Here is a 23,966-nt window from a genome sequence, read left to right on the forward strand (position 1 = left end):
GATCAGGAGCCGCCCGCCGCCGGCCCCATCAGCTTCTGCGCGAAATACACCATCTGCAACGCCTGCATCCGCGCGCCTTGGGCGATGTCGGCGTCGCCCGAATGGCCGCCCGCCGTGTCCTCGTAAAACAGATACGGCAGCCCGAACTCGTGCATCCGCGCCGCGAACTTGCGCGCATGCTGCGGCCCGACGCGGTCGTCCTTGGTCGTAGTCCAGATATACGGCTCGGGATACGCCACCCCGCGCCGCAGCTGTGCGTACGGCGAGATATGGCGCAGGAACGCGGCCTCGGCGGGCACGCTCATCGAACCGTATTCGTCGACCCACGACGCGCCCGCCGCGATCTGTTCGTAGCGCTCCATGTCGAGCAGCGGCACCTGGATGGTGACCGCATGCCACAGCTCGGGATGCTGCGTCATCTCGACGCCCATCAACAGCCCGCCGTTCGACCCGCCATAGATGCCCAGCTTCGCCGCACTGGTCAGCCTTCGCGCGAACAGGTCGCGGGCGATGCTGGCGAAGTCGTCGTAGATCACCTGCCGCTTGGTCTTGCGCCCGGCATCGTGCCACGCCGGCCCGAACTCGCCGCCGCCGCGGATGTTGGTCAAGACGAACGCGCCGCCGCGCTCCAGCCACAGCTTGCCCATGCTGCTCAGATAATAGGGCGTCGACGAGGCTTCGAACCCGCCATAGCCGGTCATCAGCGTCGGCGTGCTGCCGTCCAGCGGCCGGTCGCGCCGATGGACAATGAAATACGGCACCTTCGTCCCGTCGGTCGAGGTCGCCTCGAACTGGTCGACGGTCAGCCCGGTGGCATCGAACCGAGCCGGCAGCGTCTTGACCACCGCCGGAGCCGCCGTCCCGCCCGCCTCCAGCGCGAACAGCGTCGACGGCGTCAGGAAACCGGAGACGCTCAGATAGGCATGATCGCTGCGATCCGACGTGCTGACCAGCCCGATCGAAGCGTTGTCGGGCAGCGCAAGCGGCCGCGACGTCCAGCCGCCGGCCGCATGCGTCCACACGCTGGCGCGCCCGCGCACATTGTCGGTATAGTTCAGCAACAGCCTGTCACGGGTGGCGGCGACCCCCTCCACGGACTGGCGCGGCCCAGGCGCGAACAGCACGCGTGGTCGGATGGCACCGCGCTCGACCTCAGCCAGCGATGCACTCGCGACCGCGCCGACTGGCACCGAGCCCCAGGGATCGGAGGTCTGGAAAATCACCTGCCCGTCCAGCATCCCCACCGGACTGGCACGGTCGGGCACGTCCAGCTTGCGGGTGCCCGCCGGCGTCCACACCAGCTTGTCGGCGCCGAAGAAGGTCTTGGCGCGATAGATCAGCACCAGCCGGTTGCCCTTGGCGTCGGTCAGCACGCCGGCGCCGGTCGGCCCCTGATCGGTCGGCGCCCCGCGATAGACCTCGGTCGCCGCCGCCAGCGGCTGACCGCGTTTCAGCTGCTTGAGCACGAAGGCATAGCCCGACGCGGTGGTGGTGCCCGGCCCCCAGTCGCGCGCCACCAGCAGCGTGTCACGATCGACCCAGGTCGCGTCCTGCTTCGACTTGGGCAGCGTAAAGCCGTTCGCGACGAAGCCGCCGGTCTCCAGGTCGAACTCGCGATAGGTCACCGCGTCCTCACCGCCTTCGGACAGCGCCACCAGACACAGGCGCTCCTCTGGCTGGAGACAGGTCGAGCCCTTCCACACCCACTTCTTGCCCTCGGCACGACCCAGCGCGTCGAGATCGAGCGCCGTCGTCCAGCGCGGCTGCGCGCTCGCGTAATCGGCCTCGCTCGTCCAGCGCCAGACGCCCTGTGGGTGATCGACGTCACGCCAGAAATTATAGACCCGGCCGTACATCTGCGCCGGCATCGGCACGCGATCCTTTGCCGACGCGATCGCGAACGCCTCGGCGTAGAAGGTGGCGTAGCGCGGGTCGTTCTGGAGGCGCGGCAGCGTGCGTGCGTTCTCCGCCTCCACCCAGGCGAGCGCCCGCGCGCCGTCCTTGTCCTCCAGCCAGATATAGGGGTCGTTCGGTTCGCTCATCCGTGCCGTCTGCGCGACACCGGCGGCCGCGGCAAGCGCCAGCGGGGCAACGAACAGCAGGCGACGCATCTCTTTCTCCCGAACGATTGACCATGTCCTTTGCCGAGCGAAAGATCGGGGCACAATGACCGCCGTCGAATCAGCCGTTTCGCCCCAGGCCGCTCCCCCGGCCCCCCGGACGCCCTTCTATCCGGGCCTGCCGAAGCCGCGCCGTTACCTCGCCGTCGCGGCGATGTCGTTCGGCTCGGCGCTGGTCATCATCGACGGCGGCGTCGCCAACGTCGCGCTGCCCACCATCGCCCGCGACCTGAACGTCGCGCAAAGCTCGGTGGTGTCGATCGTCACCATCTATCAGGTGACGCTGGTCATGTTCCTGCTGCCGTTCGCCGGGCTGGGCGAACGGATCGGGCTGAAGCGGATGTATCAGGGCGGTCAGGCGCTGTTCGCGATCGCGACGCTGCTCTGCTTCTTTGCGAAGAGCCTGCCGTTCCTGCTGGTGGTGCGCGCCGCGCAGGCGCTGGGTGCGGCCGGGGTGCTGTCGGTCGCCTCCGCGCTGATCCGCCAGATCTACCCGTCCGATCAGCTCGGCCGCGGTCTCGCGATCAACGCGGTGGTGGTGACCAGCTCCGCCGCGATCGCCCCGACGATCGGCGGGCTGGTGCTCGCGGTGGCGCCGTGGCCCTGGGTCTTCGCCAGCGCGATCCCGTTCGCGGTCATGTCGCTTGCGCTGGGCCGGGCGATCCCCGCCCCCGCCCCGCGCGTCGCGCGGTTCGACGTCACCGGGGCGGTGCTGTGCGCGGCGACGTTCGGGCTGGTGATCGGCGGGTTGGAAAGCCTGGTCCATGGCGACAGTCCAGTCGTCTCGGTCGCCATCGCGCTCGCCGGCGTCGGCATCGGCTGGGTATTCGTGCGGCGCGAACTCGGCGAGCCCGCGCCGATCCTGCCCGTCGACCTGCTCGCGCGGCCGGTGCTGGCGCTGTCGGCGATCGGCGGCTTCGTCGCCTTCACCGCGTCGATGACGCTGCTCATCTCGACGCCGTTCCGGCTGCAGGCGCTAGGCTTCACCGCCGCGCAGATCGGCGCCTGCATCGCGCCGTGGCCGATGACCAACATGGTGGTGGCCCCGCTCGCCGGCTATCTGTCGGACCGCGTCCCCGCCGGGCTGCTCGGCGGCATCGGCATGGCGGTCTCGATCGTCGCCTTGCTGCTGCTCGGCTTCATGCCCGCAGACCCGAGCTGGTTCGACGTCGCCTGGCGGATGGCGCTGTGCGGATCGGGGTTCGGGACCTACCTGCCGCCCAACGCGCGCCTGCTGGTCGGCTCGGCGCCGCGCGAGCGGGCGGCGGCGGCGGGCGGGCTGGTCTCGACCGTGCGCCTGACCGGCCAGACGACGGGCGCGACGCTGGTCGCCGCGCTGCTGGCGCTCGGCGTCGGCGCGGGCAGCGTGCCGCCGTTCGCCGCCGCCGGGCTGGCGTTGATCGCCGGGCTTTGCTCGATCGCAAGGCTGCGCCCGTCGGTACGCGAGCCCAGCGTCGCCGAAACGCGCGACGAAGTGCCGGTGCTCCGCAACCCCCGCGCGTGATGTTTGTTACCGATCTCGAACATCCCGGAGCACAGCCATGCCTTATCTGAAGACCCGCGACGGCACCGAACTCTACGTCAAGGACTGGGGTCAGGGGCGACCCGTCGTCCTCACCCATGGCTGGCCTTTGTCGGCCGACATGTGGGACGCGCAGGCGATGGCGCTGGCCGAGGCCGGCTTCCGCGCGATCGCCTATGATCGGCGCGGCTTCGGCCGGTCGGGTCAGCCGTGGAGCGGCTACGACTACGACACGCTCGCCGACGACCTGGCGGACGTCATGGCGGCGGCGAATGTCGAGGACGCGACGATCGTCGGCTTCTCGATGGGCGGCGGCGAGATCGCACGATACATGAGCCGTCACGACGGCAAGAACGTCGTCGCCGCCGGGCTTGTCTCCTCGGTCGTGCCCTACATGCTCCAGACCGACGACAACCCCGACGGCGTGCCCGCCGCGATGCTGGAGCAGATCAAGGACGGCATCCGCGAGGATCGCAACCGCTTCTTCCGCCACACCTTCGCGCCGCAGTTCTTCGGGGCCGGCTGGGTGACCAGCCCGGTCAGCGACGACGTGCTCGACTGGGCGACGCGCACCGCGACGATGGCCAGCCTCAAGGCGACGCTCGACTGCGTCGATGCGTTCGGCAAGACCGACTTCCGCCCCGACCTGCCCGCCTTTCGCGTGCCGACGCTCATCATCCACGGCACCGCCGACAAGACCGTGCCGATCGACACCAGCGCCCGCGCCGCGCACCGCGGCATCGCGGGCTCGCAGCTGGTCGAATATGAAGGCGAGCCGCATGGCCTCAACGTCACCGCCAGCGATCGCCTGACGAAGGACCTGCTGACTTTCCTGGGTCGATAGGCGCGGCGAGCCGGGCGGTCCCGCGCCGCCCGGCTATCGCTTCAGCGGGACCACGACCTCGTCCGGGTGGACGACGTTAAGCTCCTTGCGGGTCATCTCGTCGACCATGTCCGGGTTGGCATGATCCGGATCGAGCAGCGCCACGCGGTTTCGCAGCACCGCACGCCGTTGATCCAGTTGCGCGTACTCGCGCTCGCGAGCCGCCAGTTGCCGCTGGTAATCACCATAGGCGAGCACCCCGTTGCGTCCCAGCACCGCATAGGCGCCGAAGAACACGATCAGCACCAGCCCCGCCGCCGGCAACGCGGCACGACGCATCGTGCGGAGGAAGGCGGAGGATTTGCGGCTCACGCCCGAATCATGGCGGACGAAAACTCTGCGATCAAGCAGCTTTACGCGCACCCCGCACCACATCGCGCCCCGCATAGCGCGCCGCCGCACCCAGCTCCTCCTCGATCCGGATCAGCTGGTTGTACTTCGCCAGCCGGTCGGACCGCGCCAGCGAGCCGGTCTTGATCTGCCCGCAGTTGGTCGCGACCGCCAGATCGGCGATCGTCGCGTCCTCGGTCTCGCCCGAGCGGTGCGACATGACGGCGGTATAGCCCGCGCGGTTGGCGATCGAGATCGCCTCCAGCGTCTCGGTCAGCGTGCCGATCTGGTTGACCTTGACCAGAACCGAATTCGCCAGCCCCTGCTCCATGCCCCAGCGCAGCCGTGCGGGATTGGTCACGAACAGGTCGTCGCCGACCAGCTGCACGCGGTCGCCGATCGCCTGCGTCAGCGCCTGCCAGCCCTCGACGTCGTCCTCGGCCATGCCGTCCTCGATGGAGATGATCGGATATCGCGCGACCAGATCCTGGTAATAGCGCGCCATCTCCTGCGGCCCGAGCAGCTTGCCCTCCGCCGAGATGTCGTATTTGCCGTCGCGGAAGAACTCGGTCGAGGCGGGGTCCAGCGCCAGCATCACATCGTCGCCCGGCCGATACCCCGCCGCCTCGATCGCGCTGACGATGAAGTCCAGCGCGTCGGTGGTGTTGGCGATGTCGGGCGCGAACCCGCCCTCGTCGCCGACGCCGGTCGCCAGCCCCTTGTCGTGCAGCGCCTTTTTCAGCGTGTGGAAGATTTCCGACCCGCACCGCACCGCCTCGACGATACTCGACGCTCCGACGGGCATGATCATGAATTCCTGGAAGTCGATCGGGTTGTCGGCATGCTCGCCACCGTTGATGATGTTCATCATCGGCACCGGCAGCAGGTGCGCCGAGACGCCGCCGACATAGCGATACAGCGGCAAGCCGCGCGCGTCCGCCGCCGCCTTCGCCGCCGCCAGGCTCACGCCCAGGATCGCGTTGGCGCCCAGCCGGCTCTTGTTGGGCGTGCCGTCCAGCTCGATCATCGCCGCGTCGAGGTCGCTCTGATCCTCCGCGTCCTCGCCGGTCAGCGCCTCGGCGATCTCGCCGTTGACCGCCTCGATCGCCGCCTCGACGCCCTTGCCGCCCCAGCGCGTCTTGTCGCCGTCGCGCTTCTCCACCGCCTCGTGCGCGCCGGTCGACGCGCCGGACGGCACGGCGGCGCGGCCGAAGCTGCCGTCCTCCAGCAGTACGTCGACTTCCACCGTCGGATTGCCACGGCTGTCCAGGATGGTGCGTGCATGGATGTCGATGATGGCGGTCAAGGCGAAAGACTCCCGGTTGGTCGCGCGAGCCCTAGCAATCGGCGCACGATGTGGGAACAAGCGCTCGGCGCACGGGGTTTTACAGCCGAACCAGCTCGCAAGGGAGCAAGCACGATGGCCGATAACGACAACGGGGACACTGGGCGACCGATGAACGATGCCGACGACGCGCCGCCCGAGGGCACCGACTTCACCCCCGCCATGCCACTCAAGGACAGCGGCGTCGAGTTCGCCGCCGACACCGCGCATGACGGCGGCGGCGTACGCCAGCAGCTGACCGACGCGAGCGGCAAGCTCCAGGCGCAGGCGGGCGAGAAGGTCCGCTCCTTCGCCGAGATGGGCAAGGAACGCGCCGGCGGCGCGCTGGACCAGCTCGCCACAATGCTGACCGACGCCGCCGAGCAGGTCGACGGCAAGCTGGGCGCCCAATACGGGCAATATGCGCGGACCGCCGCCGATCAGGTGCAGGGCTTCTCCGCCGCGGTGAAGGGCAAGGACCTGGACGAATTGCTCGACGACGCGCGCGAACTGGTACGCAAGAGCCCGGCTATCGCGATCGGCGTCGCCGCTGCGGTCGGCTTCGTGCTGTCGCGACTCGTGCAGTCGGGGCTCGATGCCGACAAGGCCTGACGCTTTGCCGCCAGTCGTGGTGGACGAGGGTATTTCCACCCTCGTCCACCGCGCCGTGGCCGACGCGAAGGAGCTGGCCACCGCCGAGATCGCCCTGGTCAAGGCCAAGGCGAGCGAGCGCTTCTCCGCGTTCGCCAGTGCCGCGATCTTCTTCGGCGCAGCCGGTGTGCTCGCGCTGTCGGCGGTCGTCGCGCTGCTGGTCGGGCTGATCCTGTCGCTGGCGACCCTGATCGGTCCGCTCGGCGCGACCGGCGTCGTCGTCGTCGTAACGCTGATCGTCGCCGGTATTCTGGCGATGATCGGCAAGGGCAAGCTTGCCCCGGCGAAGGGCTTGCCGCGATGAGCGATCCGGTCGACGAGATCCGCGCGGCCGAGCGTCGTGCCGTCCAGGCACGCGAGCGGCTGAGCGACGATTTCCAGCGGCTTCAGGTCAGGCTGAACCCGAAGACCTTGGCGAAGGACGCCGCCCGTTCCGCCGCCGATGCCGGCCAGAGCGCGGCCGCTTCGGGTCTGGACTTCGCCAAGGCGAACCCCGCGCCGATCGCCGGTGCGGTCGCGGTAACGGGACTGTTCCTGCTCCGCCACCGCATCGCCAAGCTGTTCCCCCGCAAGAAGAAGCACACCGTGGCGGCCAAAGCCAAGGCGCCGCGCCATCAGCAAAAAGAGGATTAGACCATGACCGAGAGCCGCCCAAAGCCCGCCGCGGCGCCGCATAATCGGCTCGACCGCACCCGAGACGCCGCCGGCGACGCCGCGCGCCGCACCATCGACGGTATCGAAGCGAACCCGCTCGGCATCGTCGTCGGTGGTCTTGCGGTCGGTGTCCTCGCCGGCGCGCTGCTGCCGCGCTCCGCCAGGGAAAAGGAGCTGCTCGCCCCGGTCGGTCGTCGTCTCGGCGAGACTGCGCGCGCGGCGCTCGACACGGCCAAGGCGCAGGGGCTGAGCGAGCTGGAAAGCCGCGGCTTCACCCGCGATGCGGCGCGCGAGCAGGTCAAGAACCTGATCGGCGGCCTGGGTCAGGCCGCCGCCAACGCCGGCACCGCCGCCGCCAAGTCAGCCACCGGTCGCACCGACGACGCCTGAAATCCTCGACCCTCTCCCGCCTTTGCGGGAGAGGGTCGGGCCGTGACGACAGCAGGGTGACGACCCTTCTTCGCCCAAGCCACCCCTTCACCCCCGCCGCGCCCTCCGCTACGGCGCGGGTCCATGAGCAAGCTTCACCTCGTCTTCGGCGGCCGCGTCCGCGACCCGCGCGGTCTCGACTTCGTCGATCCGTCCGCCCTCGAAACCGTCGGCATCTTCCCCGACTATGCCAGCGCGGAAAAGGCGTGGCGCGCCGCCGCCCAGCGCACCGTCGACGATGCGGAGATGCGGTTCGTGGTCGTCCACCTTCACCGCCTGCTCGAACCCGACCTGACCGCCTGATCCGCCAGCGGCACGCCGCTCACTTTGGCAAGCCGCTCACCTTACAAACAGCTGACACCTCAGTTCAGCTTCCCCTCAGCGGGCGCGCTCCATAACGTCCTCATCATCGGGGCCGGCTCGTGCGCCGGCAGGTTCGAAGGCGAAGGCAATGAGGAAGTGGTTGATCGGGGCGTTGCTGGCGGCGACCGTCTGGACACCCGCGAACGCGCAGGAGAACCACGACTGGCGCACACGTCAGGGCAGCGGCGAAGAGCGCGGTCGCGACCGTGGCGAGCGGCCGGCTCGTCCACAGGCGCAGGCGCAGGCCCAAGTACAGGCGCAGGCGCAGGCCCAAGTACAGGCGCAGCCCCAGGCAGCGCCGGCATGGCGGACCCGAACCGACGGCGATCGCGGCGGCTGGCGTGGTCGCGCCGAGGCGCAACAGCAGATCCAAGCTCCCCGGCGCGACTGGCGAACGTCGGGCCAAGCGCGGGACGATGGCCAGCGCCGTGACTGGCAGCGACAGGGCGGCGCTGGCCGTCCCGACCTCACGCCGGGCCAGCGTTTCGACGCGGGTCAGGGTCGCGTCGATCAGTTCCGCTCGGGCGATAACCGCCGCGACCGGTATCGTCCCGACCAAAACCGTGCCGACCAGTACCGAGCCGAGTCCGGTCGCGACGGCCGGTTCGACCAGAACGACCGGCGGCAGACCGACAATCGACGCTATGACGGCCAGAACCGTGGCTATGGCGACCGCGGCTACGTCGGCCAGCGCGACGACAACCGGGGCTATGGCGGGCAGCGCTACGGCGATCGCGGCGGCAACTGGAACCGCGACTGGCGGCGGGACGGCCGCTTCGACTGGAACCGCTACCGCACGGGCAACCGCGCCGCCTTCCGCCTGCCGCGTTACTCTTCGCCCTATGGCTGGAACTACGGCTATCGCCGCTTCTCGGTCGGGGTGACGCTGTCGTCGGTGCTGTGGGGCCAGAACTACTGGATCGACGACCCCTACGACTATCGCCTGCCGGAGGCATACGGCCCCTATCGCTGGGTGCGCTATTACGACGACGCGCTGCTGGTGGACCTGCGATCCGGGCAGGTGATCGACACCGTCTACGGCATCTTCTGGTAGGCATGGCCACCCTCGGTTCGCCACGCGAGCCGAGGGCGGTCTTGTCCGATACGCACCCGACCGGCTAGTCACCGCGCATGGGACTGTTCACCCGCGCCAAGCCCGTCACGTCGAAGGTCCGCGCCCTCGCCGGCACGCAGGTCGCGCAACGCCTGGCGGCCGATCCGACCGCCGTCCGCGCCCCGGTCGAGGGCGCGCAGTTCTTCTATCGTCCCGACTTCCTCGACGCGGGTGCGTGCGACCGGCTCGTCCAACTCATCGACGCGAACCGCCGTCCCTCGACGCTGCTGTCGGACAACCCCGACGCCGGCTTCCGCACCTCGGACAGCTGCGACATGGACCGCTGGTCCCCCGACGTGCGCCCGATCGACGAATCGATCGCCGCGCTGCTCGGCCTCGACCCCGCGCACGGCGAGACGATGCAGGGCCAGCGCTATGCGCCCGGCCAGCAGTTCCGCGCGCATCACGACTATTTCCACGAAAGCGAGAGCTACTGGCCGGAGGTCAGCAAGCACGGCGGCCAGCGCACCTGGACCGCGATGATCTACCTCAACGACGTGACCGAGGGCGGCGCCACCTGGTTTCCGCAGGCCGGACTGAAAGTCTCCCCCAAACGTGGCCTGCTGCTCGCCTGGAACAACATGAACGCGGACGGCAGCCCCAACGAGCTGACGCTGCACGAGGGCATGCCGGTGGTCGCCGGGGTCAAGTACATCGTCACCAAATGGTTCAGGGAAGGCCGCTGGGCGCAATAGCCGCAGGCGGAACGGGCGCCGGAGAACAAACCCTGTCCAACGCCCCCGCATCCCGGTAAGCGCCGTTCATGCCGCTCCTTGCTCTCCACTCGACCCGAGCGCAGCCAGGGCACAGTTTTACAGTTACGACAGCCGCCCCCACCCCCGATGGGGCGAGAGGATCGTGAAGTTCCGCGCGCCATGACCCCTGTCCTGGGCATCACCGCGTCGATCATGGGCCAGCCCTGGCGATGGCGCGCGCTCGCCGCCGACGGGCCGAGCGGCGACGATCTGGTCGACCGCCTGCTCCTCGCCCGCGGGGTCTCTCGCGAGGCGCTGGGTCAGCACCGCGCGCCGTCGATCCGCGGCTTCATGCCCGATCCCTCCACCTTTCGCGACATGGACCGTGCCGCCGAGCGGCTCGCCGACGCGGTCGAGCATCGCGAGCGGGTCGCGATCTTCGGCGACTACGACGTCGACGGCGCCACCTCGGCGGCGCTGATGCTGCTGGTGCTGCGCGACCTGGGCCTCGATCCGCGCCCCTACATCCCTGACCGGCTGACCGAAGGCTATGGCCCCTCCGGCCCCGCGCTGGTGCGGCTGGCGCAGGAGGGCGCGACGCTGATCGTCACCGTCGATTGCGGCGCGCAGGCGTTCGACGCGCTGGCGACGGCGCGCGACGCCGGCGTCGACGTGATCGTCGCCGACCACCACCAGTGCGCGAGCACCCTCCCCCACGCCCACGCCGTCGTGAACCCCAATCGCGTCGACGAGGTGGAGGGGCGCGCACACGGCCACCTCGCCGCCGTCGGCGTCTGCTTCCTGCTGCTCGCCGCGACGATCCGCACGCTCCGCGCCCGTGGCATTTTCGCTGGCCGTGCCGAACCACGCCTGCTCGACCATCTCGACCTCGTGGCGTTGGGCACCGTCGCCGACGTGGCGCAGCTCAAGGGGCTGAACCGCGCCTTCGTGGCACAGGGGCTGAAAGTCATGACGCAGCGCCGCAACATCGGAATCGCGGCGCTGATCGAGGCGTCGCGGCTGACCCGCGCGCCGACCGCGACCGATCTCGGCTTCGCGCTGGGGCCGCGCATCAACGCCGGCGGCCGCGTCGGGCGTGCCGATCTGGGCGTGCGACTGCTCACCACCAGCGACCCCGACGAAGCGCGGACGCTGGCGCTCGAACTCGACGCGCTCAACAACGACCGCCGCACCATCGAGGCGGGCGTGCAGGAGGCCGCCGAGGCGATCGCCGGCGACGGGCGCCAGATACTGGTCGCATCCGGGCACGGCTGGCATCCCGGCGTGATCGGCATCGTCGCCGGCCGCTTGAAGGAAAAGCTCGGCCGCCCCGCCATCGTCATCGCGATCGACGAGCACGGCGTCGGCAAGGGGTCGGGGCGCTCGGTTCCCGGTGTCGATCTCGGCGCGGCGGTGCTCGCGGCGAAGGAGGCGGGCATCCTCACCCTCGGCGGCGGCCATGCGATGGCGGCCGGGCTGACCGTCGCCGCCGACCGCATCCCCGACCTCGCCGACTTTCTGGAAGCGCGTTTGGCCGATGCGGTCCAGCGATCGACCGAGGGCCGCGCGCTGCTGGTCGACGCGGTGCTCGCGACCGGGGGCGTCAACCCGGCGCTGGTGACCGCGATGGACGGCGGCGGTCCCTATGGCGCCGGCTGGCCAGCGCCGCGCGTCGCCGCCGGCCCGGTGCGCGTCATCAGAGCCGACGTGGTCGGCAACGGCCATGTCCGCTGCGTCGTCGCCGGCGACGACGGCGCCAGCCTCAAGGCGATGGCCTTCCGCCACGCCGAGACGCCGCTCGGGGCAGCGCTGCTCGGCGCCGCGCCGCACCGGCGGCTGTGGCTGGTCGGCCGGGCAAAGATCGACGATTGGGGCAGCAAGCCGGCGGCGGAGCTGCACGTCGAGGACGCCGCCTGGGCGGATTGAGGAAACGCGACCATGTTCAGCCACGTCACGCTCGGGACCAGCGACCTCGACCGCGCCGCGCGCTTCTATCGCGCGGTGATGCCGGCACTCGGCCTGTCCGAACCGTTCGCGCTGCCCGGCTCGCTGGTGTTCGGCGACATGACCGGCGCGAAGCTGTTCGTCGGCAGCCCCTTCGACGGCCGGCCGCCGAGCCACGGCAACGGCACCCACGTCGCGCTGCTCGCTCCCGACCGCGCCGCGGTCGACGCGTTCCACGCTGCGGCGCTGGCGAACGGCGGCACCGACGAGGGCGCACCCGGCCCGCGCCCACGCTACCACCAGCATTATTATGGTGCCTATGTCCGCGATCCCGACGGCAACAAGCTTCAGGCGGTCTGCCACGCACCGGCTTGACCGACCGGGGGGTGCGGCCTAGTCGGACCGGACACGGCCCCTTCGTCTAGTGGTTAGGACGCGGCCCTTTCACGGCTGAAACACGGGTTCGAGCCCCGTAGGGGTCACCAGAAAGACGGAAGCGTCCGGGGGGACGTCCTTTCGCCTCTGATGACGAGAGAGCGTCGCTCGACCTCTCCATTGCGATAACGCAAGCGCCGCTCCCCTGCTTTTCGATCGCATGACCTCATTTGTGATCGTGGATTGACTGAGCAGATTATTGGAACGAAACAAGAACATCAAATGTTCGAGTCGAGTCGTGTCCACACCCACCCCTACCCTTGCCGAGCTGCGCGAAACGCTCCGCACCATCGAGGGCGACGGTCATCGCCGTCGCCCGGTGCTGCCGTTCGGCATCGGCACGCTCGACACCCGGCTGGGCGACGGCGGGCTGCGGCTGGACGCGCTGCACGAGGTCGCGGGCGAAGGGGCGGGCTGGGGCGACGACGCGGCGGCGACGCTGTTCATCGCCGGGGTCGCGGCGCGTGCCTGGGGACCGGTGCTGTGGGTGGTCCGCACCCGCGACCTGTTCGCGCCGGGACTCTATCAGGCCGGACTGGAGCCTTCGCGCGTCCTCTATGCGGAGGCGCGCGACGACATGGAGGTGCTGGCGCTGATGGAAGAGGGGCTGCGTCACCGCGGTCTCGGCGCCGTCATCGGTGAGGTCCGGCGCGTCGCGATGGCTTCGACCCGCCGGCTGCAACTCGCCGCCGAGGGCGGGCGCACGGTGGCGCTGCTGCTCAAGCGGCCCGGCCGCGAAGGCGGCGATCCACTGGCCGTGCCGTCCGCCGCCGTCACCCGCTGGCGCGTGTCCAGCGCACCGTCGCTTCCCGTCCCCTGGGACGGGCTCGGTCCCGCCCGCTGGCGCCTGCAATGCGTCCGTCAGCGTGGCGGCGATCCCTTCGAACTTCACGTGGAGGCTCCAGATGAAACGGGTCGCCTCGCTCTACCTGCCGCACTGGTCGATCGACCGGCTGCGTCGGATCGAGCGCCGCTCCGCGCCGCCGGCTGAGACCGACGGCCGCGCTGTTCTGGACGCCCTCGGCGCCGAAGCGGCGGCCGAGCGGGCGCTGCATTGCTCCGTCCCCAAACAGGGCGGCTGGCGCCCCGGCGCGCGCTGGGCGAAAGTCGAGAAGGCGGACGTCGAGGCGGCGATCGAATCGCTACCGCCCCACCGCCGCCCGCCGCAACGCGAGCTAGGCCGGACCAGCGAGGCGGCGGAGGTGCCGTTCAGGGATGGGCCTTCCCGCAAGGGCCTGTCGCACCCGCCCGAGGAGCGTGTCCCCGCCCCTGCGCCCCTGCGCGAGATGGCGCGCCGCACCGAGGCCGCCGTTCCCCTGTTCAAGCCGGGGGCACGTGGCTGGTCGGGTGCCGATCTACAGGCGGCGGCGGACGCCCTGCCCGCGCATCAGCGCCCCTCCTTCCAGGAGCTGTCACGCCGCAGCGAGGTGGTCGACAACCCGTTCCGACCGATGTCGCCCGACGACGGTGCTGGCTTCGTGCCCGCCTTCGCTGCTTCGTCGCTCCTAGCCGCACAAAAGGTCCCGCGCCGCAGCGCGCGTGACGGCCATGGCGGCGAGGCCGGCTATGTCGCACCGCCCAACCTGGCACAGAGCCTGAAGCAGCTAGCGGTCATGCCCGCCGTCCAGTTCCCCGGCGAAGGGCCACACCCCGACAACCACGGCAAGAGCGAGCCTGCTTACGGCAAGGGTCGCTTCTTCCAGACCGGCCGCACGCTCGGCAGCGTCGTCGCGCGCGTCTGTCGCGACGAGGAGGCGCCCGCCCCCGCTTCCCAACACGTCGCGCCCCCGCTGGTGACCACGCACAAGGTTGGTGCCCGCGTCGAGATCGCCGCCGTCGACCCCGCCGCCGCCGCGCTGGGCCTCGCGCCCGGCACCGCGCTAACCATGGCACGCGCGCAGGTGCCGGGGCTGGAGGTCCGCGCCGCCGATCCGGCGGGCGATGCCGCCGACCTCCGCGCATTCGGCGAACTGCTCGCACGCCGCTGGTCGCCGACCGTGGCGGTGTCCGACGCCGACGGGCTGTTCATCGACCTGACCGGCGTCGCCCACCTGCACGGCGGCGAAGAGCGCTTCGCCCGCCGCCTGATCCGCCTGCTCACCCGGCACGGCATCACCGCGCGCATCGCGGTGGCGGACACCGCCGGCGCGGCCTGGGCGATGGCGCGTTTCGATTGTCGCACGAGCACCAAGGTCGTGCCGGTCGAGGCCGGGGTGAGCGTGCTGGCGCGCCTGCCCGTCGCGGCCCTGCGCCTCGACCCGCCATCGTTGGAGCTGCTCGCCCGGCTCGGCATCGACCGCATCGGCCAGCTCCTCGCGCTGCCCCGTGCGCCGCTGGTGCGACGCTTCGGCCGCGCCATCGTCGCCCGGCTCGACCAGACGACGGGACGCGCGCCCGAGCCGCTCGAACCGATCGTGCCGCCGACCCGGATCGCGGTCGAACAGCGCTTCGCCGAGCCGATCGCCACACCGGACGCGATCGAGCACTGGCTCCGCGCACTGATAGCGCGGCTATGCGTGGCACTGGCGCAGGCCGGTCAGGGCGCGCGCGCGGTCGAACTGATCGCGGCGCGGGTCGACGGCGTGCCGCAGCGGCTGCGGATCGGACTGGCGCGCCCGAGCCGCGATCCAACCCACCTGCTCCGCCTGACGCTGCGGCGGATCGAGGAGATCGAGCCCGGCTACGGCCTCGATGCGCTGGCGCTCCACGTCCGTCGCGCCGACCCGCTCGGCCCCGAATCGCTCGCGCCCACCCTTGCGGAAACGACCGCGCCCGATCTGGCGCCGCTGGTCGACGCGCTCGCCAACCGCATCGGCATGGCGCGGCTGTGGCGGATGACCCCGGTCGAGAGCGACGTGCCCGAACGCTCGCTCGCGCCCGCGTCGCCGCTCGATCCGCCCGCCGATCGCGCGACGCGGCTGAAGGCGGACGACGTGCGGCTGCTCGACGGCCGCGCGCCGGACCACCCGTGGCACCCGCGCTGGGCCCGCCCCGTGCGACTGCTCCGCCGCCCGGAACAGGTCGACCACGTCATGGCCGAACTGCCCGATCAGCCGCCGCGCCGCTTCACCTGGCGCGGCCACACCCACCGCGTCGTCCGTGCCGAGGGCCCGGAACGCATCGCCGGCGAATGGTGGCGCCGCGCCGGCGAGCGCCAGGCGGTGCGCGACTATTTCCGCGTCGAGGACGAAGCCGGCCAGCGCTTCTGGCTATACCGCCGCGGCGACGGCGTCCGCGCCGAGACCGGCGATCTCCGCTGGTTCCTCCATGCGCGCTAGCTCAACGCCGCGCGTCGATCGCCTGGACGTGACCCGACGCTGCATAGTCGAGGATCTTGCGATCCGCCGTCAGCACCGGACAGCCGAGCGCGCGCGCCGTGGCGATGATCAGGCGATCGGCGGGATCGCCGTGGATGTCGCCGGGAAGCATGCCGGCATCGATACCGATCGACACGGCCCAGGGTGTGAGCACGTAACCAGGCGTGGCGAGCACCGTGTCGAACCAAGATGCGATCGGCTGACCGATGACGAGTCGATCCTTGTCGACCAGCATCGCCAGTTCCCACGTCGTGATCGGCACGATGCCGACACCGTCGAGGGCACGTTCGGCTTCGATCAGCGCGATCGCATTCCTGCCGATGCACTTATCCCCTTCGATCATCCAGACCAGCACATGCGTGTCGATGACGATCACGTGCGGCGATACAATTCGGCGGGATTGTTGCGTTCCCATTCGTCCATGTCGGCCACCGGCGTAAACGGATCGTCGAACCGGTATTTGTCGCTGCGAAGCAGGCCGAATGACGAAGCAAGCGGCTGGTCACCCGCCTTGGCGACTGGCGTCACCGTCGCCACTGGTTTGCCCCGACTCGTAACGGTGATCGGCTCGCCGCCTGCCTGCACCTCGCGCAGGAGGCGGGTACAGTTCGCCTTGAACTCGGCCATCCCCACCATCTTGCCCATCGCGCAACTCCTATCTGACCAGTTGATGTAGTCATATGGTGCCCATGCGTCCATGACCTACGCCGAGCTTCAGGCCACCAGCCACTTCTGCTTCCTGCGCGGTGCCTCCTCGCCCGAGGAGCTGTTCGCGACCGCCGCCGCGATGGGCATGCCCGCGCTCGGCGTCGTCGATCGCAACTCGGTCGCCGGGCTGGTGCGGTCGCTCTATGCGACCGAGGAGATCAAACGCGAGACGGGGCTACACATCCGCCTCGTCGCCGGCTGCCGTCTCGACCTGGTCAGCGGCGCGTCGCTGCTGGTCTGGCCGGAGGACCTCGCCGCCTGGACGCGGCTGACGCGGCTGCTCACCCGCGGCAATGCGCGCGCGGACCCCAAGCACGGCGAGAAGGGCCGGTGCTTTCTCCATTGGGAGGACGTCGCCGCGCATGCCGACGGGCTGGTCGCCGCGCTGGTGCCCGGTGCCGACGCCCTGGACGAGGCGGCGCTGCGCTGGATGGCAGACATTTTCGGACAGGATCGCGGCCATGTCTGCCTGACCCATCGCCGCCGCACCGACGACGCGCTGCGCCTCCACGCCGCCGCCCTCGCCGCCCGGCGCTATGGCCTCTCCCCGCTCGCGACGGGGGACGTGCTCTACCACCATCCCGACCGGCGGACGCTGCAGGATGTCGTCACCGCGATCCGCGAAAAGCGGACGATCGACGCGCTCGGCCTCAAGCGCGAACGCTCCGCCGACCGCTGCCTCCACCCGCCCGCCGAGATGGCGCGCCGCTTCGCCCGGCATCCCGAAGCACTGGCGGCGGTCGAAGCGGTCGTCGAACGCTGCACCTTTTCGCTGCGCGAGATCCGGTATCAATATCCCGAGGAGATCGTCATCAGCGGCAAGTCGCCGCAGGCCGCGCTCGCCGCCCTCGCCCGCAACGCGCTCGATGCGCTGTTCCGCCAGCCGCCCTTCGACGGCGTCCCCGACCAGCGCTACCTCGACCTGCTCGACCACGAGCTGCGGCTGGTCGAGCGCATGGAATACGCGCCCTATTTCCTGACCGTGAACTCGATCGTCAGCTACGCGCGCAGCCAGGGCATCCTGTGCCAGGGGCGCGGGTCGGCGGCGAACTCGGTGATCTGCTACGTGCTCGGCATCACCTCGATCGACCCGATCGAGCACAAGCTGCTGTTCGAACGCTTCATCTCCGAAAACCGGCGCGAGCCGCCCGACATCGACATCGATTTCGAGCATGAACGGCGCGAGGAAGTGATCCAGTGGATCTACGACCAATACGGCCACGATCACGCCGCGCTGACCGCCGTGGTCAGCCGCTTTCGCGCACGCGGCGCGGTGCGCGAGGTCGGCAAGGTGCTGGGCCTGCCCGAGGACATGACGGCGGCGCTGGCGGGTCAGGTCTGGGGCTGGTCGGAGGAGGGCGTCGCCGACCGCCATGTCGACGCGCTCAACCTCGATCGCGGCGACCCGCGCCTGGCGCTGACGCTGGAGCTGGCGCGCGAACTGATCGGCACGCCGCGTCACCTGTCGCAGCATCCCGGCGGCTTCGTCCTCACCCGCGACGCGCTGCACGACATCGTGCCGATCCAGCCGGCGGCGATGGAACAGCGCTGGGTGGTGGAGTGGGAGAAGGAGGATATCGAGGAGCTCGGCCTGATGAAGGTCGACATCCTCGGGCTGGGGATGCTCGGCTGCATGCGTCGCGCGTTCGATCTGCTCGCCGAGCACAAGCACCTGCGCCTGACGCTCGCGTCCGCCGAGCTGCAGACCGACGATCCGGCGACCTTCGGGATGATCCAGCGGGCGGACACGCTGGGCACGTTCCAGATCGAAAGCCGCGCGCAGATGGCGATGCTGCCGCGGATGCTGCCGACCTGCTTCTACGACATCGCCATCCAGGTCGCGATCGTCCGCCCCGGCCCGATCCAGGGCGACATGGTGCATCCTTATCTGAAGCGTCGCGAACGGCTGCGCGCCGATCCCGCGATCCAGTTCGACTATCCCAGCCCGAAGCTGAAGGCGGTGCTGGAAAAGACGCTGGGCGTGCCGCTGTTCCAGGAACAGGCGATGAAGGTCGCCATCGAAGGCGCCGGTTTTACCCCTGCGCGCGCCGACGAGCTCCGCAAGGCGATGGCGACGTTCAAATACACGCAAGGGGTGGGGCAGTTCAAAGCGGAACTGATCGCCGGCATGGCCGGCAACGGCATCGGCCCGGACTTCGCCGAGCGGCTGGTCAAGCAGATCGAGGGCTTCGGCTCCTATGGCTTCCCGGAGAGCCACGCCGCCAGCTTCGCCAAGATCGCCTACGCCTCGTCATGGATGAAGTGCCACCATCCCGACGTCTTCTGCGCCGCGCTGCTCAACGCGCAGCCGATGGGCTTCTACGCCCCCGCGCAGATCGTCCGCGACGCCCGCGATCACGGGGTGGAGATCCGCCCGGTGTGCGTCAACGACAGCGACTGGGACACGCGACTGGTCGGTGCCGCATCACCGTCTTCATCCCCGCGAAAGCGGGGACCCATCTCGTGCGGCTGCAAACAGCACGACGAAAGTGAGTGCGGCCATTCTCGGGAGAAGGGTCCCCGCTTTCGCGGGGATGGCGAAAATAGAGAAATGACGCCCTCTCTTTCTCAAACCCTCCCCCTCCGCCTCGGCCTCCGCATCGTCCACGGCGTACCCTCCACCCACGCCGACGCCATCCTAGAGGCCCGCATCGCCCGCCCCTTCACCTCGGTCGAAGACCTGTGGCGCCGGTCGGGCGTCCCGCTCGCGACGCTGGAAAAGCTCGCCAAGGCGGATGCCTTCCACGCGCTCGGGCTAGATCGTCGCCAGGCGCTGTGGGCGATCCGCGGGCTCGGCGAGACGCCGCTGCCGCTGCTCGCCGCGATCGAGCGGCGCGAGGCGCCGGTCAGTCTGGTGCCGCTCACCGCCGGGCGCGAGGTGGTGGAGGATTACCGCGCCACCCAGCTCACCTTGCGCGAACATCCGCTGTTCTTCCTGCGCGCCGAACTCACCCGCCGCCGCATCGTCCGCTGCATCGACCTCAAGGATATCAAGGACGGCCGTCGCGTCGAGGTCGCCGGCATCATCCTCGTCAGGCAAAAGCCCGGCAGCGCCAAGGGCGTGCTGTTCATCACCGTCGAGGACGAGACCGGCGTCGCCAACATCATCATGTGGCCCGACCGCTTCGAGGCGCAGCGCACGGTGGTCATGTCGTCGGCGATGATCTCGGTCACCGGCGTGGTCCAGCGCGAGGGGCACGTCATCCACGTCATCGCCGACCATATCGACGATTACACCGGCATGCTGCGCCAGGTCGGCGACATCGACCTGCCGCGCATGACCAGCCCCGGCGACGGCGCCACCCACGCCGGCGCGCCGGATCGCGGCGATCCGGGCTGGCGACCGCGGCCGCGCAGCGACTACCACCCGCCCTTCCGCAACGGCTGCGATCCGGAGGACGTGATCCCGATCCGCAGCCACGATTTTCATTAGGTTGACAGCGACCACGCCGCGCGGCTTGATCGACGCCACGAGGAGACGGACGGATGGCGACGGCGGCTTGGCGGGACATGCGCGAACCCGGCGTTTACCGACGCTACACGCGCGTCGCGATTGCGCTGCACTGGGCGATCGCGGCGCTGATCCTCTACAACCTCACCTCCGGCCTGCTCGGCGAGTGGCTGCCGCGCGGCTTCTTCGCGTTCCACATCTCGTCGGGGCTGACGATCCTGGCGTTGACCATCGTCCGCATCGGCTGGCGACTGACGCACAAGCCGCCGCCGATGTTGCCGATGCGGCCCTGGGAGCGCTGGCTGGCGCACGGCGTCCACTTCCTGCTCTATGCCGCGATGCTGTTCGTGCCGTGGACCGGCTGGGTGATGATCTCCGCCAACCCGCCCGCCGGATCGGCCGGCGCCGCTTACGCCCAGGCCGAACAGGCACGCGCGCATCCGGGCGAACCGGTCCGCCAACGCAGCGCACCGAAGATCTGGGGCGTCGCGACCGTGCCGATGATCGGCCCTGTCGCCGATCTCGGCCGAGAGCCCGCCGGCGTCGCCGGCCAGCACGCCTTCCACGAACAGATGGAGGGCGTGCACGAAAAACTCGCCTGGCTGCTCCTGCTGTTGCTGGTGCTGCACATCGGCGGCGCGCTGAAGCACCAGCTGGTCGACGGCGAACCGGAGCTGGCGCGGATGGGCCTGGGCCGCCGCCGGGCCTGACTCCGTCGCCGGCGAACCTCCCCAAAACGGGGCGTGTTTCGTCGTGCCGATCCGTGCTACGCCCCGCGTCGGGGGAATGGCATGGCGACGGTCGCGGCGGAGCAGGACGCATGCGTGGAACTGCCGGAACGGCGGGCGGTCGACACGCCTGCGCCGGATCATCCGCCTTCTGGCCATGACGCCTTCTTCCGCACGCTGGCGGAAGCGACCTTTGCAACCGACGACGCCAACCGCATCCTCACCATCGTCACCGACCGGCTCCGCGCCCATCTCGGCGTCGCGCACATCCTCTACAGCGAGGCGACCGCCGCCCCCGATCTTTTCGTCATCCGCCACGGAGGCGATGGAGCCCCGGAGCGCCTGCCCCACGGATTCGCGCCGATGCTCCGCGCCTTCGCCGCCGGCCATACGGTGGCGAGCACCGACGTCGCCAAGCCGGGCGGCCTCATCGCGGAAGGCGTCGGCGAGTTTCTGATCGCGCACGGGTCGCGCGCCAGCGTCGGCGTGCCGCTGGTCAGGGACGGGCGACTCGCGGCGATCTTCAACGTCCACCACGACGCACCGCGCGCCTGGACCGCCGCCGAGATCGCGCTGCTCGAGGAGGTCGGCGAGCTGACCTGGACCTGCGTCACCCGCGCGGACGGCGAGGCGGCGCGACACGATCGTGCCCGCCACGACGCCTTTCTGGCGGAATGGGGCGGCGCGGTGTCGCACCGGTCGGCGAGCACGCTGCTGCTGACCGCGCTCGACCTGCTCGGTCGTCATCTCAACGCCGCGACGCTCACCTTCGCCGAAGCCGTAGGCGCCGCCCTCGTCACCCGGCAGGAGTGGCGCACCCGCCGCGCGGTCGCGCCGGCCACCGACGATGCCGACCGCCCGCCTCTCGTCGCACCCGTGGTCCGCGACGAGCGCGTCGTCGCCGAGTTGCGCGCCGACGCCGGGCCGGGCCGCCGCTGGACCGAGGCCGAGGGCAAGCTGATCCGCGAGGTCGCCGAGCGCAGCTGGGCGATGCTCGACCGCGCCCGGCTGGAGGCGCGACTCGCCGAAAGCGACGCGATGCTGGCTGCCTTCATGGAGCACGCCCCGGTCGGCATGCACCTCAAGGACGCGGGCGGCCGTTATCTCCGCGCCAATCCGGAACTCGCCGCCGCGATCGGCCGTCCGCTCGAAGAGATCGTCGGCGAGCACCCCGACGCGCTGTTCTCGCCCGACATCGCACGCCGGATCGGCTCGCTGGAGGCGCGCGCGAAAGCCGGGGCCCCGGCGGCCGAGGAGTTCGTCACCGAACCGCGCGACCGCTACGCCTCGCTGCTGTCGATCACCTTCCCGATCCCCGGCGGTCACGCCGCGCGCACCGGCGGCTTCACGCTCGACCTGACCGAGCGCAAATCGGCGGAGGCCGCGCTGCAACGCTCGCGCGACGCGCTGTATCAGTCGGAGAAGCTCTCCGCGCTCGGCTCGCTGCTCGCGGGCGTCAGCCACGAACTCAACAACCCGCTGTCGATCGTCGTCGCGCAGGCGGTGATGATGGAGCGGCAGTCGACCGGCACCGATCTCGCCGACCGCGCCGTCAAGATCCGCAAGGCCGCCGACCGCTGCGCGCGGATCGTCCAGACCTTCCTCGCGATGGCGCGGCAGAAGAAACCGGAGCGCACCGCCGTCGACCTCAACGCCGTCGCGAACAGCGCGATCGAGCTGGCGAGCTATGGCCTGCGCTCCGACGGCGTCGGCATCACCCGCGCCTTTGCCGCCGAGCTGCCGCGCATTTCCGCCGACAGCGACCAGATTCATCAGATCATCACCAACCTGATCGTCAACGCGCAACAGGCGATGGCCGGACAGACCAGCCTGCGCTGGCTGGAGGTCCGCACCGCGCTCGGCCCCGAACCGCGCACCGTCATTCTGGAGGTCGCGGATTCCGGTCCCGGCATCCCCACCGACATGCGCCGCCGCATCTTCGAACCCTTCTACACCACCAAGCCGCAGGGCGAGGGCACCGGCGTCGGCCTCAGCTTCAGCCAGGGGCTGGCAGAGGCGCATGGCGGCCGGCTGACGCTCGGACCCACGGGCGGACGCGGCGCGTGTTTCCGCCTGACGCTGCCGCTCGACGAGCGCGACCTGCTGCCCCGCGTCGCCCCCGTCGCCGCCAAGCCGCCACCCCCCACGCTACGCCGCGCGCTGATCGTCGACGACGAGGAGGAAATCGCCTGTTCGCTCGCCGACTTCCTGTCCATCGAGGGGTTCGAGTGCGAGGTCGTCGTCGGCGGCGCCACCGCGCAGGCACGGCTGGCGGAGGGCCAGCCCTACGACCTCGTCGTCAGCGACATCCGCATGCCCGGCGTCGACGGGCCGGCGCTGTTCGCCTGGATCGGCGAGCGGCGTCCCGAACTCGCGTCACGCGTCGCCTTCACCACCGGCGACACGCTCGGCACCGCCGCCGCCCGCTTCATCGCCCATGCCGGGCGCCCGGTTCTGGAGAAACCGTTCATGCCCGATTCGGTCCGCCACTTCCTCGCCGAGCTCGACCTCGGATGAGCGTCCCCCACATCGTTCTGGTCGACGACGAGGAAGACCTGCGCGAGCCGGTCGCCGCCTTTCTCTCGGACGGGGAGATGGAGGTGTCCGAAGCGGGCGGCGGTCGCGAGCTGGACGCGGTGATGGCGAAGCGGCCGGTGCAGCTGGTGGTGCTCGACGTATCGATGCCCGAGGAGGACGGCTTCTCGATCGCGCGTCGCCTGCGTGCCCGGCCCGAGCCGATCGGCATCATCATGCTGACCGCGCAGCAGGGCGTCGCCGATCGCGTCGCGGCGCTGGAGCTGGGCGCCGACGATTATGTGATGAAACCCTTCGCGCCGCAGGAGCTGCGCGCCCGCATCCGCGCCGTACTGCGCCGCATCGCCGACCAGACGCAGCCGAGCGCGACGCTCCCCGCTACCGCCCCTACCGCCAAGGCCGGCGAATACGCGCAGGAGTTCTGGATCCCGACCGGTCGCGGGCAGGTCCGCGTGCCGATCGACGCGATCGAGTGGATCGAGGCGGCGAAGGACTATGCGCTGCTCCACACCGCCGAGCGCAGCCACATGTTGCGCGTGACCATGGCGGCGCTGGAACGCGATCTCGACCCCCAGACGATGGTCCGCGTCCACCGCTCCGCCTTTGTCCGCCCCTCGGCGGTCCAGGCGGTCAATCAGGTCGGGCGCAACATCACGCTGGTGCTGACGTCCGGCGCCAGCGTCCGCGTCGGGCCGCAGCACGCAGGCGACGTGCGGGAACGGCTGGGGCGATAGCGGCGATCATCGATTCCGCTTTCGATGAA

22 protein-coding genes and 1 tRNA gene are annotated in these 23,966 nt (G+C 70.3%); 18 read left to right on the forward strand and 5 right to left on the reverse strand.

Annotation, left to right across the window (positions count from 1 at the left end; all coding sequences use genetic code 11):
• Window positions 1–2 precede the first annotated feature (2 nt).
• The gene (locus tag ACOFKS_RS06665) at window positions 3–2,111 is read right to left on the reverse strand and encodes a prolyl oligopeptidase family serine peptidase (protein WP_419808457.1); all 2,109 of its coding nucleotides are present in this window, start codon (window positions 2,109–2,111) and stop codon (window positions 3–5) included.
• A gap of 163 nt (window positions 2,112–2,274) precedes the next feature.
• Between ACOFKS_RS06665 and ACOFKS_RS06670 the strand changes: the two genes are divergently transcribed.
• Together ACOFKS_RS06670 and ACOFKS_RS06675 are read left to right on the forward strand one after the other, a co-directional pair.
• Window positions 2,275–3,624, forward strand: coding sequence for an MFS transporter (locus tag ACOFKS_RS06670; protein WP_419808720.1), 1,350 nt, complete (start codon window positions 2,275–2,277; stop codon window positions 3,622–3,624).
• A 37-nt stretch (window positions 3,625–3,661) separates the two neighbouring features.
• Window positions 3,662–4,486: an alpha/beta fold hydrolase gene (locus ACOFKS_RS06675; protein ID WP_419808458.1), complete on the forward strand. Its 825-nt coding sequence runs from the start codon at window positions 3,662–3,664 to the stop codon at window positions 4,484–4,486.
• A gap of 33 nt (window positions 4,487–4,519) precedes the next feature.
• Here the strand turns inward: ACOFKS_RS06675 and ACOFKS_RS06680 are convergent, their stop codons facing one another.
• Complete coding sequence (locus ACOFKS_RS06680) at window positions 4,520–4,804, reverse strand: FtsB family cell division protein (RefSeq protein ID WP_419808721.1); 285 nt, start codon at window positions 4,802–4,804, stop codon at window positions 4,520–4,522.
• 64 nt (window positions 4,805–4,868) lie between these two features.
• Window positions 4,869–6,161 (reverse strand): phosphopyruvate hydratase, encoded by a 1,293-nt coding sequence (eno, locus tag ACOFKS_RS06685; protein WP_419808459.1) that lies wholly within the window; start codon window positions 6,159–6,161, stop codon window positions 4,869–4,871.
• A gap of 114 nt (window positions 6,162–6,275) precedes the next feature.
• On the opposite strand from eno, the gene ACOFKS_RS06690 reads away from it, so the two are divergent.
• The 12 genes from ACOFKS_RS06690 to ACOFKS_RS06745 all read left to right on the forward strand — a co-directional run bounded on the left by ACOFKS_RS06690 (window position 6,276) and on the right by ACOFKS_RS06745 (window position 15,742).
• Complete coding sequence (locus tag ACOFKS_RS06690; RefSeq protein ID WP_419808460.1) at window positions 6,276–6,791, forward strand: hypothetical protein; 516 nt, start codon at window positions 6,276–6,278, stop codon at window positions 6,789–6,791.
• The gene (locus ACOFKS_RS06695; RefSeq protein ID WP_419808461.1) at window positions 6,775–7,134 is read left to right on the forward strand and encodes a phage holin family protein; all 360 of its coding nucleotides are present in this window, start codon (window positions 6,775–6,777) and stop codon (window positions 7,132–7,134) included. Before ACOFKS_RS06690 ends, ACOFKS_RS06695 begins: the two co-directional genes overlap by 17 nt.
• Window positions 7,131–7,463 carry a phosphatase gene (locus tag ACOFKS_RS06700; protein ID WP_419808462.1) on the forward strand — a complete coding sequence of 111 codons (333 nt, stop codon included), beginning with the start codon at window positions 7,131–7,133 and terminating at the stop codon, window positions 7,461–7,463. Before ACOFKS_RS06695 ends, ACOFKS_RS06700 begins: the two co-directional genes overlap by 4 nt.
• Window positions 7,464–7,466: 3 nt before the next feature.
• Window positions 7,467–7,874, forward strand: coding sequence for a hypothetical protein (locus ACOFKS_RS06705; protein ID WP_419808463.1), 408 nt, complete (start codon window positions 7,467–7,469; stop codon window positions 7,872–7,874).
• A gap of 123 nt (window positions 7,875–7,997) precedes the next feature.
• Window positions 7,998–8,216 carry a DUF4170 domain-containing protein gene (locus tag ACOFKS_RS06710; protein WP_419808464.1) on the forward strand — a complete coding sequence of 73 codons (219 nt, stop codon included), beginning with the start codon at window positions 7,998–8,000 and terminating at the stop codon, window positions 8,214–8,216.
• Between the two features lie 148 nt (window positions 8,217–8,364).
• Window positions 8,365–9,330 (forward strand): RcnB family protein, encoded by a 966-nt coding sequence (locus tag ACOFKS_RS06715; protein ID WP_419808465.1) that lies wholly within the window; start codon window positions 8,365–8,367, stop codon window positions 9,328–9,330.
• Between the two features lie 77 nt (window positions 9,331–9,407).
• Window positions 9,408–10,085 carry a prolyl hydroxylase family protein gene (locus tag ACOFKS_RS06720; protein WP_419808466.1) on the forward strand — a complete coding sequence of 226 codons (678 nt, stop codon included), beginning with the start codon at window positions 9,408–9,410 and terminating at the stop codon, window positions 10,083–10,085.
• Window positions 10,086–10,265: 180 nt separating this feature from the next.
• Window positions 10,266–12,011, forward strand: coding sequence for a single-stranded-DNA-specific exonuclease RecJ (gene recJ, locus ACOFKS_RS06725; protein ID WP_419808467.1), 1,746 nt, complete (start codon window positions 10,266–10,268; stop codon window positions 12,009–12,011).
• A gap of 12 nt (window positions 12,012–12,023) precedes the next feature.
• Window positions 12,024–12,404, forward strand: coding sequence for a VOC family protein (locus tag ACOFKS_RS06730; protein ID WP_419808468.1), 381 nt, complete (start codon window positions 12,024–12,026; stop codon window positions 12,402–12,404).
• Window positions 12,405–12,439: 35 nt separating this feature from the next.
• Window positions 12,440–12,514 (forward strand) — tRNA-Glu (locus ACOFKS_RS06735).
• Window positions 12,515–12,702: 188 nt separating this feature from the next.
• Window positions 12,703–13,455, forward strand: coding sequence for an ImuA family protein (locus tag ACOFKS_RS06740; protein WP_419808469.1), 753 nt, complete (start codon window positions 12,703–12,705; stop codon window positions 13,453–13,455).
• The gene (locus ACOFKS_RS06745; protein ID WP_419808470.1) at window positions 13,370–15,742 is read left to right on the forward strand and encodes a DUF6504 family protein; all 2,373 of its coding nucleotides are present in this window, start codon (window positions 13,370–13,372) and stop codon (window positions 15,740–15,742) included. Before ACOFKS_RS06740 ends, ACOFKS_RS06745 begins: the two co-directional genes overlap by 86 nt.
• Window position 15,743: 1 nt before the next feature.
• Here the strand turns inward: ACOFKS_RS06745 and ACOFKS_RS06750 are convergent, their stop codons facing one another.
• Window positions 15,744–16,157, reverse strand: a complete 414-nt coding sequence (locus ACOFKS_RS06750; RefSeq protein ID WP_419808471.1) for a type II toxin-antitoxin system VapC family toxin — start codon at window positions 16,155–16,157, stop codon at window positions 15,744–15,746.
• Complete coding sequence (locus ACOFKS_RS06755) at window positions 16,154–16,426, reverse strand: type II toxin-antitoxin system Phd/YefM family antitoxin (RefSeq protein ID WP_419808472.1); 273 nt, start codon at window positions 16,424–16,426, stop codon at window positions 16,154–16,156. The genes ACOFKS_RS06750 and ACOFKS_RS06755 overlap by 4 nt, the downstream gene beginning before the upstream one ends.
• 52 nt (window positions 16,427–16,478) lie before the next feature.
• Between ACOFKS_RS06755 and ACOFKS_RS06760 the strand changes: the two genes are divergently transcribed.
• The 4 genes from ACOFKS_RS06760 to ACOFKS_RS06775 all read left to right on the forward strand — a co-directional run bounded on the left by ACOFKS_RS06760 (window position 16,479) and on the right by ACOFKS_RS06775 (window position 23,937).
• The gene (locus ACOFKS_RS06760) at window positions 16,479–19,922 is read left to right on the forward strand and encodes an error-prone DNA polymerase (protein WP_419808473.1); all 3,444 of its coding nucleotides are present in this window, start codon (window positions 16,479–16,481) and stop codon (window positions 19,920–19,922) included.
• Window positions 19,923–19,975: 53 nt separating this feature from the next.
• Window positions 19,976–20,650: a cytochrome b gene (locus tag ACOFKS_RS06765; protein ID WP_419808474.1), complete on the forward strand. Its 675-nt coding sequence runs from the start codon at window positions 19,976–19,978 to the stop codon at window positions 20,648–20,650.
• 81 nt (window positions 20,651–20,731) lie between these two features.
• Window positions 20,732–23,185: an ATP-binding protein gene (locus ACOFKS_RS06770; protein WP_419808475.1), complete on the forward strand. Its 2,454-nt coding sequence runs from the start codon at window positions 20,732–20,734 to the stop codon at window positions 23,183–23,185.
• Entirely contained in the window at window positions 23,182–23,937 is a 756-nt protein-coding gene (locus tag ACOFKS_RS06775; RefSeq protein WP_419808476.1) for a LytR/AlgR family response regulator transcription factor, read from the forward strand. Before ACOFKS_RS06770 ends, ACOFKS_RS06775 begins: the two co-directional genes overlap by 4 nt.
• The last annotated feature ends 29 nt before the right edge of the window (window positions 23,938–23,966 follow it).

It is taken from the genome of Sphingomonas sp. (assembly GCF_965200135.1).
Lineage (GTDB): Bacteria > Pseudomonadota > Alphaproteobacteria > Sphingomonadales > Sphingomonadaceae > Sphingomonas.

Coding starts and splice junctions, on each gene's coding strand:
- ACOFKS_RS06765 (WP_419808474.1), top strand. CDS start 19,976: ATGGCGACGGCGGCTTGGCGGGACATGCGCGAACCCGGCGTTTACCGA.
- ACOFKS_RS06690 (WP_419808460.1), top strand. CDS start 6,276: ATGGCCGATAACGACAACGGGGACACTGGGCGACCGATGAACGATGCC.
- ACOFKS_RS06775 (WP_419808476.1), top strand. CDS start 23,182: ATGAGCGTCCCCCACATCGTTCTGGTCGACGACGAGGAAGACCTGCGC.
- ACOFKS_RS06730 (WP_419808468.1), top strand. CDS start 12,024: ATGTTCAGCCACGTCACGCTCGGGACCAGCGACCTCGACCGCGCCGCG.
- ACOFKS_RS06705 (WP_419808463.1), top strand. CDS start 7,467: ATGACCGAGAGCCGCCCAAAGCCCGCCGCGGCGCCGCATAATCGGCTC.
- ACOFKS_RS06695 (WP_419808461.1), top strand. CDS start 6,775: ATGCCGACAAGGCCTGACGCTTTGCCGCCAGTCGTGGTGGACGAGGGT.
- ACOFKS_RS06665 (WP_419808457.1), bottom strand. CDS start 2,111: ATGCGTCGCCTGCTGTTCGTTGCCCCGCTGGCGCTTGCCGCGGCCGCC.
- ACOFKS_RS06680 (WP_419808721.1), bottom strand. CDS start 4,804: ATGCGTCGTGCCGCGTTGCCGGCGGCGGGGCTGGTGCTGATCGTGTTC.
- ACOFKS_RS06700 (WP_419808462.1), top strand. CDS start 7,131: ATGAGCGATCCGGTCGACGAGATCCGCGCGGCCGAGCGTCGTGCCGTC.
- ACOFKS_RS06670 (WP_419808720.1), top strand. CDS start 2,275: ATGTCGTTCGGCTCGGCGCTGGTCATCATCGACGGCGGCGTCGCCAAC.
- ACOFKS_RS06770 (WP_419808475.1), top strand. CDS start 20,732: ATGGCGACGGTCGCGGCGGAGCAGGACGCATGCGTGGAACTGCCGGAA.
- recJ (WP_419808467.1), top strand. CDS start 10,266: ATGACCCCTGTCCTGGGCATCACCGCGTCGATCATGGGCCAGCCCTGG.
- ACOFKS_RS06715 (WP_419808465.1), top strand. CDS start 8,365: ATGAGGAAGTGGTTGATCGGGGCGTTGCTGGCGGCGACCGTCTGGACA.
- ACOFKS_RS06745 (WP_419808470.1), top strand. CDS start 13,370: ATGAAACGGGTCGCCTCGCTCTACCTGCCGCACTGGTCGATCGACCGG.
- ACOFKS_RS06710 (WP_419808464.1), top strand. CDS start 7,998: ATGAGCAAGCTTCACCTCGTCTTCGGCGGCCGCGTCCGCGACCCGCGC.
- ACOFKS_RS06720 (WP_419808466.1), top strand. CDS start 9,408: ATGGGACTGTTCACCCGCGCCAAGCCCGTCACGTCGAAGGTCCGCGCC.
- ACOFKS_RS06760 (WP_419808473.1), top strand. CDS start 16,479: ATGACCTACGCCGAGCTTCAGGCCACCAGCCACTTCTGCTTCCTGCGC.
- ACOFKS_RS06755 (WP_419808472.1), bottom strand. CDS start 16,426: ATGGGCAAGATGGTGGGGATGGCCGAGTTCAAGGCGAACTGTACCCGC.
- ACOFKS_RS06675 (WP_419808458.1), top strand. CDS start 3,662: ATGCCTTATCTGAAGACCCGCGACGGCACCGAACTCTACGTCAAGGAC.